At 71.1% G+C, this 16,931-nt stretch carries 16 protein-coding genes; 6 read left to right on the top strand and 10 right to left on the bottom strand.

The genetic code is table 11. The annotated features are described in order from the left end of the window. Positions 1–50: 50 nt before the first annotated feature. Entirely contained in the window at positions 51–1,469 is a 1,419-nt protein-coding gene (locus ACFLIM_RS33735; protein WP_393172417.1) for an amidase, read from the bottom strand. A gap of 298 nt (positions 1,470–1,767) precedes the next feature. Between ACFLIM_RS33735 and ACFLIM_RS33740 the strand changes: the two genes are divergently transcribed. Continuing rightward, the gene (locus ACFLIM_RS33740; RefSeq protein WP_393172418.1) at positions 1,768–2,700 is read left to right on the top strand and encodes an NADP-dependent oxidoreductase; all 933 of its coding nucleotides are present in this window, start codon (positions 1,768–1,770) and stop codon (positions 2,698–2,700) included. 4 nt (positions 2,701–2,704) lie between these two features. On the opposite strand, the gene ACFLIM_RS33745 is transcribed toward ACFLIM_RS33740, so the two are convergent. After that, positions 2,705–3,460 (bottom strand): IclR family transcriptional regulator, encoded by a 756-nt coding sequence (locus tag ACFLIM_RS33745; protein WP_393172419.1) that lies wholly within the window; start codon positions 3,458–3,460, stop codon positions 2,705–2,707. A gap of 86 nt (positions 3,461–3,546) precedes the next feature. Between ACFLIM_RS33745 and ACFLIM_RS33750 the strand changes: the two genes are divergently transcribed. The 3 genes from ACFLIM_RS33750 to ACFLIM_RS33760 are packed head-to-tail and all read left to right on the top strand — an operon-like array spanning position 3,547 to position 6,112. After that, positions 3,547–4,614, top strand: coding sequence for a cupin domain-containing protein (locus tag ACFLIM_RS33750; protein ID WP_393172420.1), 1,068 nt, complete (start codon positions 3,547–3,549; stop codon positions 4,612–4,614). Beyond that, positions 4,611–5,438, top strand: coding sequence for a fumarylacetoacetate hydrolase family protein (locus tag ACFLIM_RS33755; RefSeq protein ID WP_393172421.1), 828 nt, complete (start codon positions 4,611–4,613; stop codon positions 5,436–5,438). The genes ACFLIM_RS33750 and ACFLIM_RS33755 overlap by 4 nt, the downstream gene beginning before the upstream one ends. Continuing rightward, on the top strand, positions 5,435–6,112 hold the full coding sequence (locus tag ACFLIM_RS33760) for a maleylpyruvate isomerase family mycothiol-dependent enzyme (protein WP_393172422.1): 678 nt from the start codon (positions 5,435–5,437) through the stop codon (positions 6,110–6,112). Before ACFLIM_RS33755 ends, ACFLIM_RS33760 begins: the two co-directional genes overlap by 4 nt. Here ACFLIM_RS33760 and ACFLIM_RS33765 read toward each other — a convergent pair. The 6 genes from ACFLIM_RS33765 to ACFLIM_RS33790 form a co-directional block, all read right to left on the bottom strand. After that, complete coding sequence (locus tag ACFLIM_RS33765) at positions 6,055–6,708, bottom strand: UbiX family flavin prenyltransferase (protein ID WP_393172423.1); 654 nt, start codon at positions 6,706–6,708, stop codon at positions 6,055–6,057. The genes ACFLIM_RS33760 and ACFLIM_RS33765 overlap by 58 nt on opposite strands. Beyond that, the gene (locus ACFLIM_RS33770) at positions 6,705–7,547 is read right to left on the bottom strand and encodes an ABC transporter permease (protein WP_393172424.1); all 843 of its coding nucleotides are present in this window, start codon (positions 7,545–7,547) and stop codon (positions 6,705–6,707) included. The genes ACFLIM_RS33765 and ACFLIM_RS33770 overlap by 4 nt, the downstream gene beginning before the upstream one ends. Before the next feature lie 64 nt (positions 7,548–7,611). Continuing rightward, positions 7,612–8,409, bottom strand: a complete 798-nt coding sequence (locus ACFLIM_RS33775; RefSeq protein WP_393172425.1) for an ABC transporter ATP-binding protein — start codon at positions 8,407–8,409, stop codon at positions 7,612–7,614. Then, the gene (locus ACFLIM_RS33780; protein ID WP_393172426.1) at positions 8,406–9,446 is read right to left on the bottom strand and encodes an ABC transporter substrate-binding protein; all 1,041 of its coding nucleotides are present in this window, start codon (positions 9,444–9,446) and stop codon (positions 8,406–8,408) included. Before ACFLIM_RS33780 ends, ACFLIM_RS33775 begins: the two co-directional genes overlap by 4 nt. Further along, positions 9,443–10,936: a UbiD family decarboxylase gene (locus tag ACFLIM_RS33785; protein WP_393172427.1), complete on the bottom strand. Its 1,494-nt coding sequence runs from the start codon at positions 10,934–10,936 to the stop codon at positions 9,443–9,445. Before ACFLIM_RS33785 ends, ACFLIM_RS33780 begins: the two co-directional genes overlap by 4 nt. 182 nt (positions 10,937–11,118) lie before the next feature. After that, positions 11,119–11,877, bottom strand: coding sequence for an IclR family transcriptional regulator (locus tag ACFLIM_RS33790; protein ID WP_393172428.1), 759 nt, complete (start codon positions 11,875–11,877; stop codon positions 11,119–11,121). 148 nt (positions 11,878–12,025) lie between these two features. Between ACFLIM_RS33790 and ACFLIM_RS33795 the strand changes: the two genes are divergently transcribed. Beyond that, on the top strand, positions 12,026–13,300 hold the full coding sequence (locus ACFLIM_RS33795) for a flavin-dependent oxidoreductase (RefSeq protein WP_393172429.1): 1,275 nt from the start codon (positions 12,026–12,028) through the stop codon (positions 13,298–13,300). Between the two features lie 98 nt (positions 13,301–13,398). On the opposite strand, the gene ACFLIM_RS33800 is transcribed toward ACFLIM_RS33795, so the two are convergent. Next, positions 13,399–14,403, bottom strand: a complete 1,005-nt coding sequence (locus tag ACFLIM_RS33800) for a zinc-dependent alcohol dehydrogenase family protein (RefSeq protein ID WP_393172430.1) — start codon at positions 14,401–14,403, stop codon at positions 13,399–13,401. Positions 14,404–14,533: 130 nt separating this feature from the next. On the opposite strand from ACFLIM_RS33800, the gene ACFLIM_RS33805 reads away from it, so the two are divergent. Then, a complete protein-coding gene (locus ACFLIM_RS33805; RefSeq protein ID WP_393172431.1) occupies positions 14,534–15,103 on the top strand; it encodes a CGNR zinc finger domain-containing protein in 570 nt (189 codons plus the stop codon). 52 nt (positions 15,104–15,155) lie between these two features. Here the strand turns inward: ACFLIM_RS33805 and ACFLIM_RS33810 are convergent, their stop codons facing one another. Then, on the bottom strand, positions 15,156–16,838 hold the full coding sequence (locus ACFLIM_RS33810; RefSeq protein ID WP_393172432.1) for a PQQ-dependent sugar dehydrogenase: 1,683 nt from the start codon (positions 16,836–16,838) through the stop codon (positions 15,156–15,158). Between the last annotated feature and the right edge of the window lie 93 nt (positions 16,839–16,931).

A 16,931-nucleotide genomic window follows, 5' to 3' on the forward strand; every position in this document is an offset into this window, starting at 1 on the left:
CGAGAGGGCTTCGTAAGAATGATTATCTCATGTGCCGCGCAGCTTCCCTGTCAGGGGTTCGCCACGAAGACCGGCGGAGTCCGGTCCTTCCAGGGCATGCTCTGTTCCAGGTGGGCGGCGATCTGGAACAGCAGATCCTCGCGGCCGTAAGCAGCGACGATCTGTACGCCGATCGGCAGCCCGTTCTCGCTCTGGCCCAGCGGCAGGCTGATCGCGGGCTGACCGGTGATGTTGAACACCACACTGAACGGCCCATAGTCGGACAACGCCCGCAGCCAGCTGGTCATGGTGTGGCTGGGATCGTCGTACCGCAGGGTGCCGTGCGGCGCCGGAAGGCGGCCCAGCGTCGGGGTGACGAGCAGGTCGTACTCGGTGAAGAACGCGCTCACCGATCGGGTCACCCGGTTCTGGGCGTTGCCGGCGGCCAGCAGGTCCAGCCCGGTGTACTCCCTCGCCACCTGCAGGAACTGCCTGGAGACGGCCTCCATGCGGGCTGGGTCGGGTTGCCTGGGGGCCAGGAGCAGCATGGAGGCGACCGCGACCCCTTCGGCCACCGATGCCTGCATGACGGCGTCCCAGTCGACGAGCGGACCGGCCTCGGACACGGTGTGCCCCAGCTGCTCCAGCTCCCGGCCGACCCGGACCGCCGCCGCGGCCACCTGGCCGTCGACCACCGCACCCGACCAGGCCTTGGTGGTCACCGCCACCCGCAACCGGCCGGGGTCGGTCCCGATTTCGTCCGCATACGGGCGGCGCGGGGGTGGCGCGGTGTACTTGTCGCCGATCCCCGGTCCCTGGACGGCGTCCAGGAGGTGGGCAGCGTCGCGGACGGTGCGCGTCAGCGCGAACTCGTACGCCATGCCCAGCATCGGTTCCCCCAGGTCGGGCCCGGACGTGACCCGGCCGCGGCTCGGCTTGAGCCCGACCAGCCCGCAGCAGGAGGCCGGAACCCGGATGGAACCGGCTCCGTCGCTGGCATGCGCGACGGGTACGGCCCCGGCGGCGACCAGAGCGGCAGCGCCACCGCTGGACCCGCCCGCACCCCTGTCCAGATCCCACGGGTTGCGGGTCGGCCCGAACCTGACCGACTCGGTGGAGAGGCTGACACACATCTCCGGCACGGTGGTGAGGCCCAAGGTGACCAGGCCGGCGGCACGGAAGCGGGCCATCAGGTCGGTGTCGTGCTGGGCGACGACGCCCTGCAGGCTTCGGCTGCCGAGGAAGAACGGCACCCCCTCGGCCACCGGCCCATGATCCTTGATCAGGAACGGCACCCCGGCGAACGGACCGTCCTCGGCATGGTCGAGCGCCGGCGCGAACACCGGCAGCGCCAGGCCGTTCACCTTCGCGTTCGCCACGGTCAGGGCCCGCCGGGCAGCGGCCTCGACCTCGTCGGCGGTCACCTCGCCGGCCCTGATCAGGTTCCGGATTCCGACAGCGTCGTACCTCGCGTACTCATGGAGTTCCATGAAGAGTCCTTTTCTCGGCGTCCTCGACGCCCGCACATCGATCACAGGCGGATCCGTCGGATCCGTTCGTTCAGAGGTGAGCAGCGAGCCGCCGCCCATGACGAAAGCCTGAACGGGCGATGGTCGCCACACCGGGCCATCGGGCTCCGGGGACCATCCCCTGTCAGTGATCGAGGTGTTTCTACGCTCGGTACATCACGACCCATGCTGACAGCAGCTGCCCCAGCCGTCGACCGAATTTTCGAGTGGCGTTGAACGGGCAACACTGACCACGTCCGCAATCGTTGAGGAGATGGCCATGAACCAGCCACGGGCGCGAGCCGTCCGGTTCGACCGCTACGGCGGGACGGACGTGCTCTACGTCGCCGACGTACCGGTGCCCTCCCCGTCTGCCGGCGAGGTCCTCGTCGAGGTCCGCGCCGCGGGCATCAACCCCGGCGAGGCCGCGATCCGCAGCGGCGCGATGCACGAGCGCTTTCCCGCCACGTTCCCGTCCGGCCAGGGCAGCGACCTGGCCGGAGTCGTCACCGCCCTCGGCGCGGGCGTCGGGGACTTCGCGATCGGCGACGAGGTGCTGGGCTACTCCTGGCAGCGCTCCAGCCACGCCACCCACGTGAGCGTCCCGGCCACCCAGCTCATCCGCAAGCCGCCCCGGCTCAGCTGGCCGGTCGCCGGATCCCTGTACATCGTGGGCTGCACCGCCCACGCCGCCGTCCATGCCGTGGACCCCGAGAAGGGTGACACCGTCGCGGTCTCCGCGGCCGCGGGCGGCGTCGGCACGGTCGTCATCCAGTTGCTGGCGGTGCGCGACGTCCGCGTCCTGGGCATCGCCTCCCCCGCCAACGGCTCCTGGCTCGCCGCGCACGGCGTCACGCCGGTCAACTACGGCGAAGGGCTCGGCGAGCGCCTCACCGCGGCGGCGCCCGACGGCATCGACGCCTTCATCGACCTCTTCGGGCCCCAGTATGTCGAGCTCGCCGCCGGTCTCGGCATTCCGCCCGACCACATAGAGACCATCGCCGCCTTCCAGAAAGGGAGTGAGCTCGGAGCCAGGACCCGGGGCAGCCGGGACGCCTCCAACCGTGAAGTCCTCACCGAGATGGCCGGCCTGGTGGCGGACGGGACCATCGAGATCCCCATCGCCGCCACCTATCCCCTTGACCGCGTGGCCGACGCGTTCGGCAGGCTCGAACAGCGACACACCCGCGGCAAGATCGTGCTCCTGCCTTGAGACCCTAACCCGCCAGGGCCGCCGTGATGCTGGTGACGGAGGCGAGCAGGGGGACGGCCAGCTCGGCGAGGCGGCGTTTGGGCCAGCGGACGCTCGGCACCGCGACAGCGGCGGCGGCGACCGCGCGGCCCGCGCCGTCGCGCACGCAGGCGCCCACCGCGCGCACCCCGCGCTCGCTCTCCTCGCTGTTGACGGCGTAGCCGCGGCGGCGGGCGCCGTCCAGCTCGCGCCGCAGCGCGGCCAGGTCGCCGATCGCGGCGGCGCCGCGGGACACGCCCTTGGGGTAGAGGGCGCGCAGCTCCTCGTCGGGCAGCTCGGCCAGCAGCGCCTTGCCGCCGGAGGTGGCGTGCGCGGGCAGCAACATCCCGATCCGGCTGCCCACGTGCAGCGCCTGCGGGCCCTCGACCCCGTCGACGAACCGGACGCCGTTGCCCTGGAGCATCATCAGGTGGACGGTCTCCCCGACCTCCAGGTTGAGCGCGCGCAAGTGCGGGTGGGCCGTGGTGACCAGGTCGGGCGGGGCGACGCCGGGCTGGCCCAGCGGGCTCAGCGCGGGCCCCGGGCGGTAGACGCGCCGGGCGTCCTGGATCGCGAAATCGTGGAAGACCAGCATGGCCAGCACCCGGTGCGCGGTCGAGCGGGCCACCCCGAGATGCTCGGCGACGTCGGCCACCCTGACGTCCCCGCGCTCCTGCAGGAACTTGAGCGTCACCAGCGCGTTCTCCACCGCCTTGAGCGGGTAACCGGGCTGATTCTGCATTCTGGAATGTTAACAGAGCCAAGTTCCACCCTGCGAGCACCTGTATTACGGTCGAAGCGCGTTACGCACATGAAGGAGTGAACTCCATGACCACGATCGACCAGGATCAGGTCGCGCTCGACCAGCTCTACCGAGATTTCAGCGCGTACAACCTGATCCCCCTGTGGACCGCCAGGGACGACCTGATGCCGTTGACCCCGCGGCCGGCCGCCGTCCCCCACGTGTGGCGCTGGTCCGACCTCTACCCGCTGGCGCAGCGCTCGGGCGACCTGGTGCCGGTGGGGCGCGGGGGCGAGCGCAGGGCCATCGCGCTGGCCAACCCGGGGCTGCCCGGCCTGCCGTACGCGACCCCGACCCTGTGGGCCGCCATCCAGTACCTCGGTCCCCGCGAGACGGCGCCGTCGCACCACCACACGCAGACCGCGTTCCGGTTCGTGATCGACGGCGAGGGCGTCTGGACCAACGTCGAGGGCGACCCGGTGGCGATGCGCAGGGGCGACCTGCTGCTCACCCCGAGCTGGGCCTTCCACGAGCACCAGAACGTCACCGACAACCCGATGGCCTGGATCGACGGGCTGGACATCCCGCTGGTGCACCAGCTCGACGCCGGGTTCTTCGAGTTCGGCCCGGACGAGCTCTCGGTCACCGAGACCCCGGACCGCTCGCGCAACGAGCGGCTGTGGGGCCACCCGGGGCTGCGCCCGATCGGGGCGCCGGACCAGCCCAGCTCGCCGCTGATGGCCTACCGCTGGGCGCACACCGACGCGGCGCTGACCGCGCAACTTGAGCTCGCCGACGAGGGGCACCCGGTGGCCCTCGGTCCCGGCCACGCCGGGGTGCGCTACACCAACCCCACCACCGGCGGGGACGCGCTGGTCACCATCCGCACCGAGTTCCACCGGCTGCGGGCCGGGGTACGCACCGAGCCCGCGCGCATCGTCGGCTCGGCGGTGTGGCAGGTCTTCGAGGGCGAGGCCACGGTCACCCTGGGCGAGGAGCGGTTCGCGGTGAAGAAGGGTGATCTGTTCGCCGTACCTTCCTGGTGCGAGTTCTCATTGGAGGCGGTGACGCAGGTGGATCTGTTCCGCTTCAGCGACGAACCCGTGTACGACGCGCTCGGCTTCACCCGGCTTGCCCGGCAGGCCACCCGATGAAGCTCGCCACCATCCGCATCGGCGGACAGACCCGAGCGGTGCGCATCGACGCCGACGCCGCGATCGAGCTCGGCGCCGCCGACCTGGTGGAGGTGCTGCGCAGGCCGGACTGGCGCAGCGCCGCGGCCGTCGCCGACGGCCCCGCCCATCCGCTCGACGGGCTGGACTACGCGCCCCTCGTGACCGCGCCCGAGAAGATCGTCTGCGTCGGGCAGAACTACCGCAACCACATCCTGGAGATGGGCCGCGAGCTGCCCGACCACCCGACGCTGTTCGCCAAGTACAGCCGCTCGCTGATCGGCGCGAACGACGAGGTCGTGCTGCCCGCCGTGTCCGAGGCGATGGACTGGGAGGCCGAGCTGGCCCTGGTCATCGGCACCGAGGTCAGGAACGCGGACGAGGACGAGGCCAGAGCCGCGATCGCCGGTTACGCCGTGCTCAACGACGTGACCGCCAGGGACTGGCAGTACCGCACCCTCCAGTGGCTCCAGGGCAAGACGTTCGAGGCCACCACCCCGCTCGGTCCCTGGCTGGTCACGCCGGACGAGGTGCCGGGCACCAGTGGCGAGATGCGCTGCGAGGTGGACGGCGAGGTGATGCAGAGCACCGACCTGGCCGACATCCTCTTCACCCCGGTGGAGCTGGTCTCCTACATCTCGAAGATCATCACGCTGGCGCCCGGCGACGTGATCGCCACCGGCACCCCCGGCGGGGTCGGGCACGCCCGCAAGCCCCCGCGGTACCTGGCCGACGGCACGGTGCTCACCACGAGCATCGACGGGCTCGGCGAGTGCCGCAACGTGTGCCGGCTGGAGAAGGCATGACAGTGCCCGAACTGGTCTGGGTCCAGGAGGGCACCGCGCTGTTCGAGCAGACGCTGCGCGGGATCGACGACGCCGGCCTGCACGCGCCCTCGGCGCTGCCGGGCTGGCGCCGCCGCCACGTCGTCGCGCACGTCGCGAGCAACGCGGACGCCCTGGTCAACCTGCTCGACTGGGCCCGCACCGGGGTGGAGACCCCGATGTACTCCTCGCCGAAGCAGCGGGCGGCCGACATCGAGGCGGGCGCCGCGCTCCCGGCCGGCGACCTGCGCGCGAAGCTGGCCGCCGCGCACGCCCGGCTCGCCCGGGAGCTCGCGGCGATGCCGGCCGCCGCCTGGGACGCCGAGGTCCGCACCGCCCGGGGGCGTACCGTACCCGCCTCCGAGGTGGCGTGGATGCGTACCCGGGAGGTGTGGGTGCACGCGGCCGACCTGGACGCCGGCACGGGCCTGCGTGATTTCCCCGCCAGCGTCCTCCGCGCGCTCGCGGAGGACGCCGTGGCGGCGTTCTCCGCCAACCCGGACGCGCCGCGCGTGACGCTCATCGCCACCGACACCGCCGACCGCTGGGAGCTGGGCACGCCGGAAGAGGTGCGCGGGGAGCTGGCGGAGGTGACGGCCTACCTGCTCGGCCGCCCGGGCGCGCTCGAAGGGCCGCCGCTGCCGGCCTGGCTGTGATCTTCCGTACGCGCCGCCGAGGCGGGAGTCCCCTGCCACGGCGGCGCGCCGGGCACGTGCACGCCGATCAGTGACAACGCCCGGGCCACGATGTGGTCCACCACATCGTCCAGCGACTCCGGCTGGGCGTAGAACGCGGGCATCGGCGGCGCGATGATCGCGCCGATCTCGGTCGCGGTGACCATCGCCCGCAGGTGCCCCAGGTGCAGGGGCGTCTCCCGTACGCACAGAACCAGCCGCCGGCGCTCCTTGAGCGTGACGTCGGCGGCCCTCACCAGCAGGTTCTCCGACACCCCCGAAGCGATGGCGCCCAGGGTCTTGACGCTGCACGGGATCACGATCATCGCGTCCACCGGGTAGGAGCCGGACGCGATGGAGGCGCCGATGTCCCGGAAGTTGTGCACCACCTCGGCGTCGAACGCAGCCTCCGGCATCTCGTACGCGGCCGTGCGCCGGGCGGCGGGGCTGATCACGAGATGCCGTTCCACCCCCGCCGCGCCGAGCAGTTGCAGCGCCCGTACGGCCAGCGCGGTGCCGGTCGCGCCGGAGACGCCGACGATGACCCGGCGCGGCGCCCCGGCGATCGGGGTGTTCAATGCGCACCCCCGGCGATCGACCGGTTCCACGGGGCCAGCCACCGCTCGATCAGGCCGATCAGCCCGGTCAGCGCGACCGCGGCGAGCATCAGCACGACGACCGCGGCGAACATCCGGTCCGGCTGGAAGCTGTGCCCGGCGTCCACGATGACCCCGCCGACCCCGCCGATCGCGGTGAAGAACTCGGCGATCACGATGCCGACCACGGCCTTGCCGATGCCGATCCGCAGCCCCGTCATGATCGACGGGATGACGGAGGGGATCACGATCTGGCGCAGGATGCGCGGCTGGGAGGCGCAGAAGGCGGTGCCGACCTCGATGATGCTGCGGGGCACGTTCTGCACGCCGTTCCAGGTGTTGATGGAGATCGCGAAGACCGTCATGGTCATCACCATCGCCGCCTTGACCGCGAAGCCCAGCCCGAACCACAACATGAAGACCGGGGTCAGCGCGATCATCGGCATCGCGTAGCCGGCGATGACCAGCCAGCCGATCGCCGCCTCGACCACCCGGAACCGGCCGATGAGCAGCCCCACCGGCACCCCGACCACGATGGCCAGCAGGTAGCCGACCAGGAACGGCTGGGCGCTCTCCCACACCGCCTTGGGCAGCGAGCCGTCCCCGATCATGCTGATCAGCGCCTCGAACACGGCGCTGGGCGGCGCGGCCAGGATCGGGTTGACCTGCCGGGCGGCGATCTCCCAGATGATCACCAGGACGACCACACCGCCAGCGGTGATCAGGCGGTCCCGCCCACCGCGGCGCCGGGATCGGATCTTCCTGGACAGCGCGGTCTCGTCGTCGACGGCCGGCGCCGCCGGGTCTGCCAGGGCGGTCATGAGACCTCCTTCGCCGGCCTCATGACCAAGGTGCTGTGCCTATTGATTCCCTCGCTGCGCTCGGTCATATGGACACTCCATCCTGCTGCTGGATCTCCCGGCCGTGCACGAGTTGCAGCAGCTCGTGGCGGCGTACGGCGAACTCCGCCGAGCTGCGGCGCTCGTCCAGGGACGCGGAGCCGCCGAAGGCGGTGTCGAGCACGCCGTGCACCCGGCCGGGGTCGGGTACCAGGGTGACCACCCGGTCGGCGAGCAGGACGGACTCGTCGATGTCGTGGCTGACGAAGACGATGGTCTTGCCGGTCCGCTCGTGGATCTCCAGCAGCTCGCCCTGCATGTTCTCCCTGGTCTGCGCGTCGAGCGCGGAGAAGGGCTCGTCCATGAGCAGCACCGCGGGGTCGATGGCGAGCGCGCGGGCGATGCCGACCCGCTGCCGCATGCCGCCGGACAACTCGTGCGGGCGGCGACCGGCCGCCTGCTCCAGCCCGACCAGCTCGATCGCCCGCTCGGCCGCCTCCCGCCGCTGCGCCTTGGGCACGCCGCGGGCCTCCAGGCCGAACTCGACGTTGCCGAGCGCGGTACGCCACGGCAGCAGCTCGGCGTTCTGGAAGACGATGCCCCGGTTGAGCCCCGGGCCGCGCACCGGGTCGCCGTCCACCACCACCGTGCCGGACGTCGGGTGCTCCAGACCCATGATGATCCGCAGCAGCGTGGTCTTGCCGCACCCGCTGCGCCCGGTCAGCGCCACGATCTCCGAGCGGCGCACCTGGAACGACACGTCCCGCAGCGCCTGCACCTCGCGGCCCTTGTCGTCCCCGAAGACCTTGGACACTCCCCGCACGTCCACCGCGAGGTCGCTCATTTGGCGTCTCCGTAGTAGGTCGACGGGACCTGGCCGAGCTCGGCGACGGCCTTCTGGCGGTAGCTGTCGTCCACCATCGGGTCCACCGGGATCGCCGTCTTGGTGATGCCGAGCTTCACCTGCAGGTCGGCGAGGTACTTGATCTGCTTGACCGGGACCTCACCGTTCATGGCCAGGTAGCCGCCGTCGTGGAACTCCTTGTACGTCTCGGCGACCATCGGGTCGGTGGCCGCCACCTTGAGCGTCTTGGCGGCCAGCGCCTGGGCCTCGTCCGGGTGCGCGTCGGCGTAGCGGATGCCCTCCACCAGCCCGGCGATGAGACCGGTGACCGCGCTGCCCTTGGCCTGGAGCACGTCGTCCCTGGTGATCAGCGCGTACCTGGGGAAGTCGGGCACCAGGTCCTTGGCCCGGCCGAGCAGCTTGACGCCGTCCTTGGCGGCCTGCCCGGTGTAGTCCAGCGGGGCGGAGGCGACCTGGATCTGCCCGGCGACCACCGCCTTGTACCGGTCGGAGGCGCCGCCGGCGTTGACGAGCTTGACCGAGGAGGGATCGACGGAGGACTGGAGCATCATCGCCTTGGCGACCACCGCCGGCAGGCCGGTCGGGGTGGAGATGCCGAGCGTGGTGCCGGACAGGGCGGACATGGAGGCGATGTCGCTCTTGGCGTAGAGCGCGTAGTTCTGTCCGGGCATGGTGGACCCGACGAACTTCAGCTTCGCGCCCTTCTGCGCCGCGAGCAGCGCCTCGCTCGGGTTGCCCTGGATCACGTCGACCTGCTTCGCCAGCAGCGCGGGGAACGCCTGCTGGGCGCTCTTGAGCTGGACGACGTTCACCTTGACGCCGTGCTTGGCGAAGAAGTTCTTCTCCTGGCCCATCAGCAGGTAGCCGGAGTCGGCGCCGGGCTCGTAGATGCCGTAGTTGATGGTGGCGCCGTCACCGCTCGCGGTGGCAGCGGTGTCGTCGCCGCCGCACGCGGTGAGGCCGAGGGCCAGGGTGGCGGTCACCGCGGCGATCGCGGCCAGGCGGAGCCTGCTCATTCTGCTTCCTCCGGTTGCTGCAAGTGGGGGGATGTGGCGCCGAGCCCGGCCAGGACGCCGGCGAACTTGCGCGCGACCTCGTCGCGCAGCTCCGGACTCGCCTCGGCGACGGGCGGGAAGTCGGCGAGGCGGTGGTACGGGCGGACGGCCGAGATGACGGCCCGCGAGTTGTGCGTCTGCCCGTGCGGGATGCGGGGGTCGAGCGGCCCGCTCCACGCCCGGCGGATGATCTCGATGTCGTCCACCGGGTCGCACCGGGTGGACATGGCCCACAACACGTCGAAGGTGTTGGTCGGGTCGATGTCCTCGTCCACCACGACCACGAAACGCCCGAGGTAGGAGCCCGACTGGCAGGACGCGGCGAGCAGCCCGGCCTGCTTGGCGTGCCCGTCGTAGGCCTGCTTGATGGAGATGACGTTGAACAACCGGGCGGCCCCCGCCTCGTGGCACCACACGCCCTGCACGCCGGACAGCCCGGCCCGCTCCACCTCGTCCCAGATCATCCCCGCCTTCATCACGCACTTGCTGTAGGAGAAGTTCGAGGGGGGCCTGATCGGGGAGGCGACCGTCACGATGGGGTCGTTGCGGTGGTAGATCCGGCGGACGCGCACCACGGGCTGGTCGGAGCGCCCGCCGGCGTAGTAGCCGGTGAACTCGCCGAACGGCCCCTCGGGCGCGACCTCGCCCGGGTACATCTCGCCCTCCAGCACCAGTTCGGCCCTGGCCGGCATGGGCAGCCCGTAGAGCTCGGAGGCGACCACCTCGAACGGCTGCCCTCGGTGCCCGCCCGCGTAGTCGTACTCCGACAGGCCGTAGCGCAGCTCGTTGCCCGAGGCCAGGAAGAGCAGCGGGTCGTGGCCGCAGGAGATCAGGACCGGGCAGGGCTCGCCGCGGGCGAAGTACTTCTCCCTGATCTGCCTGCCCTGCTTGCCGGGGGAGATCCACAGGCCCACCCGGTCGGGGCCGTGCACCATGCTGCGGTAGGTGCCGATGTTGACCCAGCCGTCGTCCGGGTCGCGCATGATGACCAGGTCGTCGGTGCCGATGTAGCGGCCGCCGTCCCTCTCGTGCAGGAAGGGCGCGACCAGCGCGGTCACGTCCACCTCGTCGTCGCGCAGGACGTTCTCCAGCACCGGGCCGTGGTCCACGGTGACCGGGGGGATGGGCTTGTGGGTCTTCATCCGGTCCCGGTAGGCGCGTACGACGTCGAGCGGATGGCCGGGGGCCGGCAGGCCGAGGGTGAGCGCCAGCCGCTCGGCCGAGTTGGTGGCGCCGGAGAAGGCGCGATGGCCGGGCTTGGCGTCCACGAGGTCGTCGAACAGGACGGCCGGGCCGCCCTCACCGCCGCGGTGCGCGATGAGCTCGATCAGGGTGCCGAGCTCCAGGTGCGGGTCGACGCCGCCCAGCCGCACCAGTTGCCCGGACCGGTCGATGCGCTCGATCAGCTCGCGCAGGTCGGCGTGCGGGCCGTCGTAGTCGTTGTAGCTCACCGGCGCCGCCCGCGCGGAAGCACTATGACGCGACCGTTTTCATGCTTAATCATGACATATACCCGTTTCGTGGCACAGCGCCCGGATCTCTGGCTCGTTGCCAGAAGTTACGGCGAGTTTTCACAAAAGGGAATCGAACGGTCATAGATTCTGCATGCCAGAACAACTTGGCTACTGCCGGATCACAGATCCTGGCTGATGGCCTCGGCTGCGGTGCGCAGCAGAGGGAGCATCATGTGCAGGTTGCCCTGGGTCATGCGCTGGTGAGGCAGGCTGACCGCGAGCGCGGCCAGGGCGCGGCCGAGATGGTCGCGGACGCACACGGCCACCGCGTCCAGCCCGGCGGCGCTTTCCTCGTGATTCACTCCGTAGCCGAGGTCGCGCACACTGCGCAACTCCGCGCGCAGGGCGTCGGGGTCGGTGATGGTGCGGTCGGTGACCCGGGTGAGGCCGTCGGGGAAGAGCGCGAGGACCTCCTCGTCGGGCAGCTCGGCGAGCAGGACCTTGCCGCCCGAGGTGCTGTGCGCGGGTAGCAACGTGCCGGTACGGGAGGAGACCCGCAGCGGCCGGTCACCCTCCACCCCGTCGATGAACCGGGCGCCACTGCCCTCCAGCACGATCAGGTTGGCCGTCTCGTGCAACTCGGCCGCCAGCCACTCCATGTGCCGCCTGGCCTTGCGCCGCACGTCGAGCCCGCCCACCGCGGACAACCCGATCTCCACCACGACCCGGCCGGCGCGATAGGCCCGGCTGACCCGGTCCTGGGCGACGAAACCGCGGTGGGCCAGGGTGAGCAGCAGCCGGTGGGCCGTGGAGCGGGCGACCCCCAGCTCGTCGCTGACGTCGGTGACCCGCACCTCCCCGCGCTCTCGGATCATGAGCAGGATGAGCATCGCCTTGTCCACCGATGCGATGGCGTAAGGGGGGAGTGCGTCAAGCATGTTGTTCTGTATAGCAGAAAAAAGGATCCAGGATCGTCCACACTCAACAACGCGATGGCACCATGTGCTCGCGCCCAACCAGGCGCCAGTGCCGGTACGGCCCATCCCCCGCCGGCCGGCGCACCCAGCACAGGAGCCAGGAGTCTTCATGCCGCGACGGTCCACCGATCCCGCCAGCCCCTCGGTCGAGGACGAGGTCCTCATCGTCGGCGCCGGCATCGCCGGCCTGGTGCTCGCGCTCGAACTGCGCGACGCCGGAATCGGCTGCCGCGTCTACGAGGCCGTGCCCGAGGTCGGCGCGGTGGGCGTGGGCATCAACCTGCTGCCGCACGCCTCGCGCGTCCTGCACCGGCTCGGCCTCGGCGAGGAACTGGGCAGGGTCGGCGTCGTCACCCAGGAATCGGTGTTCTTCAACCGCTTCGGCCAGCTCATCTACCGGGAGCCGGCCGGCCGGCACGCCGGGTACGAGCATCCGCAGTACTCGATCCACCGCGGCGACCTGCACGCGGTCCTGCTGGCGGCGGTGCGGGAGCGGATCGGCGCGGACGCGGTGGTGCTCGGGCACCGGTGCGTACGGGCGGAGCAGGACGAGAGCGGCGTGACCGCCCACTTCACCGGGCCCGGCGGCGACGAGCTGCCCCCCGTGCGGGCCCGGGTGCTGGTCGCCTGCGACGGCATCCACTCGGTGCTGCGCAAGCAGTTCCACCCGGACGAGGGCGAGCCGCGCTACTCCGGCATCAACATGTGGCGGGGAGTGACCAAGGGCGGGCCGTTCCTGTCCGGGGCGAGCATGGTGCGGGCCGGCTGGATCGATCAGGGCAAGCTCGTCACCTACCCGATCAGGAACCTGCCGGACGGCGACCAGCTCATCAACTGGGTCGTCGAGATCCAGACCCCGCGCCACCTGCAAAGGGACTGGAACCGGCGCGGCCACCTGGAGGACTTCATCGGCGCCTTCGAGGACTGGCACTTCGACTGGCTCGACGTGCCGGCGATGATGCGGGCCTCCGAGACCGTCCTGGAGTACCCGATGGTGGACCAGGACCCGCTGGACCACTGGAGCGAGGGCCGGATCACCCTGCTCGGCGACGCCGCCCACCCGATGGTGCCGCGCGGCTCCAATGGCGCCGGCCAGGCGATCCTCGACGCCAGGGCGCTCCGCGACCACCTGACCGCCGCGCCGGACCCGGTGACCGCGCTGCGCGCGTACGAGGCGGAGCGGCTGCCCGCGACCGCCCAGGTCGTGCTGGCCAACCGGACCATGCCACCAGACGTGATCATCCGGGAGGTGTGGCAGCGGACCGGGGACCGGCCGTTCGACTCCATCGACGACGTGATCAAGGTGGAGGAACTGGCCCAGATCTCCCGGCGGTACAAGGAGATCGCGGGCTACACCGCCGAGGCCCTGCGCGCCGATCACTGAACCTGTTCCACCCCGCGCAGCCCAGATCGCGCCGTCGAGGCGGTACGTCCGCAGCGCGACCGCCACCGGCGGGTCGCGCTGTGGATGGTTTCGGCAGGCTATGCGGCCGCGCGGCCGGGCGTGAACAGGATTTTCCCGGAGCGCTCGGCCCGCTGGGCGTGGGCGAGGGCCTCGCGGTACTCCGGCAGCCGGTAGGTCGCCTCTACCGTGGCGCGGATCACGCCTTGCTCGGCGAGGTCGGCGAGTTCGCCGTAGATGCGCTCCAGTTCTTCGTGCGGCGTGTCGCGCAGCCAGTTGAGGATGAAGAAGGCACGCAGTGAGATCCCGCGGTAGATCAGGTCGGGCAGCGGCAGGGCCGGCGCCTGGCCGGTGGCCGCGGCGAAGGTGACCACGCTGCCGCCCGGCTCGACCGCGCGCACCAGCTCGGCGACCTGCAGGGGGTCGCCGGTGCCCTCGAGGAGCAGGCGCAGCTGCGCGCCGTCCAGGGCCTCGGCTATGCGGTCGCCGAGGTTCTCGCCGTCGATCACCACGAGGTCGGCCCCCAGCTCCCGCACGCGCTTGGCCGCCTCTTCCCTGCGTACCACGGCGAGGGTCTTGACCCCGGCGCGCTTGGCGAGCGCGATGACGTACTGGCCGACGGCGGAGTTGGCCAGGTTCAGGCCGATCCAGTCGCCCGGTTCGAGGGAGACGTAGTCGTGCAGGAGGGCGTGGGCGGTCGCCGGGTTGACGGGCAGCATGGCGAGTTGCAGGGCGTCGGCCCGGTCGGTCACGGGGACGACGTGGCCGGCGGGCACGACGGTCTCGTCCGCCCAGGTGCCGTGCTGGAACGTCGGCAGGACGAGCACGCGCCGGCCGACGAGCGCCTGGTCCGCCCGGGGGCCGGCGCGCAGAACCCGCCCGACGCCCTCGGCGCCCAGCGCGCTCGGAACCTGCGGGTAGACCCCGAACCAGCCGGCCGCGAACAGCACGTCGGCGTTGTTGATGGGGGCGGCCTCGATCGCGACGAGCACATCTTCGTCGCCGAGCGTGAGGTCGTGACGGTCGTCCAGGCGGACGGTCTGGTCGAAGTCGGTGCCGACCTCGGTGAGCGTGAGCTTGCTCATGGTGGTGGTGCCCCTTGAAGATCACACGAGCCCGTAATGGGCTTCTCATAAATGACGATTACAGATGTACCACGCGTGCGCTCCGCTCGTAAAGGTCTTCGGTGGTTAGATCCTGTCGTAGGATGGCGGGGTGGCTGGTAGCGAGACATCAGGCGGCTCGGCGGCTCGGATCCCCGCCGCCGCGGCGGCGATCGTCGACCTGCTCAACTCGCGGCCGCACGCCACGCCGCTGCTGCCGGACACCCTCGACGACCCCGAGACGGCGGGCGCGATCCTGCACCCCTTCGGCCAACCGGAGGGGGTGCCGCCGGCACCGCGGCGGCTCGACGAGATCCGCGCACTGCGCTCGGACCTGATGGCGATCATCGCCGAGCCCAACACGGAGCGAGGGTGGGCCGACCTCACCGAGCACATCTCGGAGGTCACGGTCAGGCACGCCTTCTCGGCGCCTGGCCAGGTGCGCTTGCGGCCGGCGTCCGGCGATCCGGTGGCCGGCGGGATCACGCTGGCGGTGGCCGAGCTCATCGCCGCCGGCTCCTGGTCCCGCATCCGCGCCTGCGCCAACGATCTGTGCCGGCACGTGTTCTACGACACCACCCGCAGCCGTACCCAACGCTGGGACTCCTACGAGACCTGCGGCAACCGGTCGAACGTGGCCGCCTACCGCGCGCGCAAGAACGCCGCGCACAGCGCGGACTGACCCGCCGCCGCGATCCCGGGCGTAGAGGGTGGTGCCGTAGTGCGCTTTAAGGTCAGGGGCTCGTGCATTGGTAGCCGGAGGGCGTCTGGGCGTTGCCGTTGGGGCGGCTGGCCTGGAAGCCGAACGTGGTGCTCTGGCCGGCGGCGAGCGTGCCGTTGTGCCCGGCGTTCCTGGCCGTGACGGTCTGGCCGCTGATGGTCAGTGCGGCGTTCCAGGAGCCGGTGATGGCATGACCGCTGGGCAGCGTGAACGTCACCGTCCAGCCGGTGACCGCGGACGTGCCGGCGTTGGCGACCGTGACCGGTTGGATCACGTAGCCGTTTCCCCACTGGGATTGGGTGGTCGGTGTCGCCGTACATCCGCCGGTGGTGGCGCCTGAGGTGGTGACCGTGACCGTGTTGGACACCGGGGACAGGTTGCCTGCCGCGTCGCGGGCGCGGATCTGGTAGCGGTAGGTGGTGTTCGGCGTCAGTCCGGTGTTGGTGAACGAAGTGGTCGCCGAGGTGCCCGCCTGCGTGAAGGCGCCGCCGGAGGAACCGGGCGCGCGCAGGATGTCGTAGCCGGTCACGCCGACGTTGTCGGTCGAGGCGGTCCACGCCAGGGTGGTGCTGGTGGAGGTCGTTCCCGAGGCGGCCAGGTTGCCCGGCGCGGTCGGCGGGGTGGGGTCGTTCTGGCCGGTGGCCGGCGGGATGCGGATGATGCGGTCGTCCTGGGCTACGGGGGTGCCGCGGCCGTCCCGGTTGCTGGTGGTCACCCAGAGCCAGCCGTCCGGTCCGGCCGCGACCGCGCGGAGCCGTCCGTAGGCGGACTGGAGCTCGGCCAGCGGTGTGCCCGCTGTTCCGCTGCTGGTCAGCGGCACCGTCCAGAGCCGCTGACCGCGCAGCCCGGCGGCGAAGAGGGTGTTGTTGGCGTAGGCCAGTCCGCTCGGCGACGCCTCGGCGGTGGTCCAGGTGACGATCGGGCTGCGGAAGGAGGTGTTGCCGCAGGTGCCCTCGCAGGTGGGCCAGCCGTAGTTACCGCCTGGGACGATCTGGTTGATCTCGTCCCAGGTGTTCTGGCCGAACTCGGCGGCGTACATCCTGCCTTGGGAGTCCCAGGCCAGACCCTGTACGTTGCGGTGCCCGTAGCTCCAGACGCGGGAACCGGCGAACGGATTGTCCGCAGGGATCCCGCCGGTGGGCGTCATGCGCAGGATCTTCCCGGCGGGAGTGTTGAGGTTCTGGGCGTTGCCGGTGTTGCTGGCGTCGCCGGTCCCGATGTAGAGCATGCCGTCCGGCCCGAAGGCTAGGCGGCCGCCGTCGTGGATGGTGGCGCTCGGAACCCCGGAGAAGATCACCGTCTGCGTCTGAGGGGCGTTCAGCTGGAGTCTGACCAGGCGGTTGTCTCCGCTGGTGCTGGTGAAGTAGGCGTACACCCAGCCGTCCTGGGCGTACGCGGGCGACACCGCGATGCCGAGCAGGCCGCTCTCGCCCGAGGCGCTCACCCCGTTGATCGTGGCCACCTGGACAGGCGTCTGGCCGGGCCGTACCTGGAGGATCCGTGCCGTGTTCCGCTCGGAGACCAGCGCGCTGCCGTCCGGCAGGAACGCCAGTCCCCACGGGACCTGCAGGCCCGTGACGGAGACCTCAGCTCTGGAGAAGTCGAAGCCGCCCACCACCTGGGCACGTGCCTCGGGAGCGCTGATGACCAGTGCGAGCAGCGCCAAGATCAGGGCCGGAACGAGACGGGCGCGCATGACGGACTCCTTGACCGGATCATCGTGTGCGGATGCCAGCACCGTAGGCATCGAGGCGACCGGACCTCAATCGTCGTGACCAGTGCGGCCCGG

The organism is Nonomuraea marmarensis (assembly GCF_043197025.1).
In the GTDB taxonomy this organism is placed as follows: domain Bacteria; phylum Actinomycetota; class Actinomycetes; order Streptosporangiales; family Streptosporangiaceae; genus Nonomuraea; species Nonomuraea marmarensis.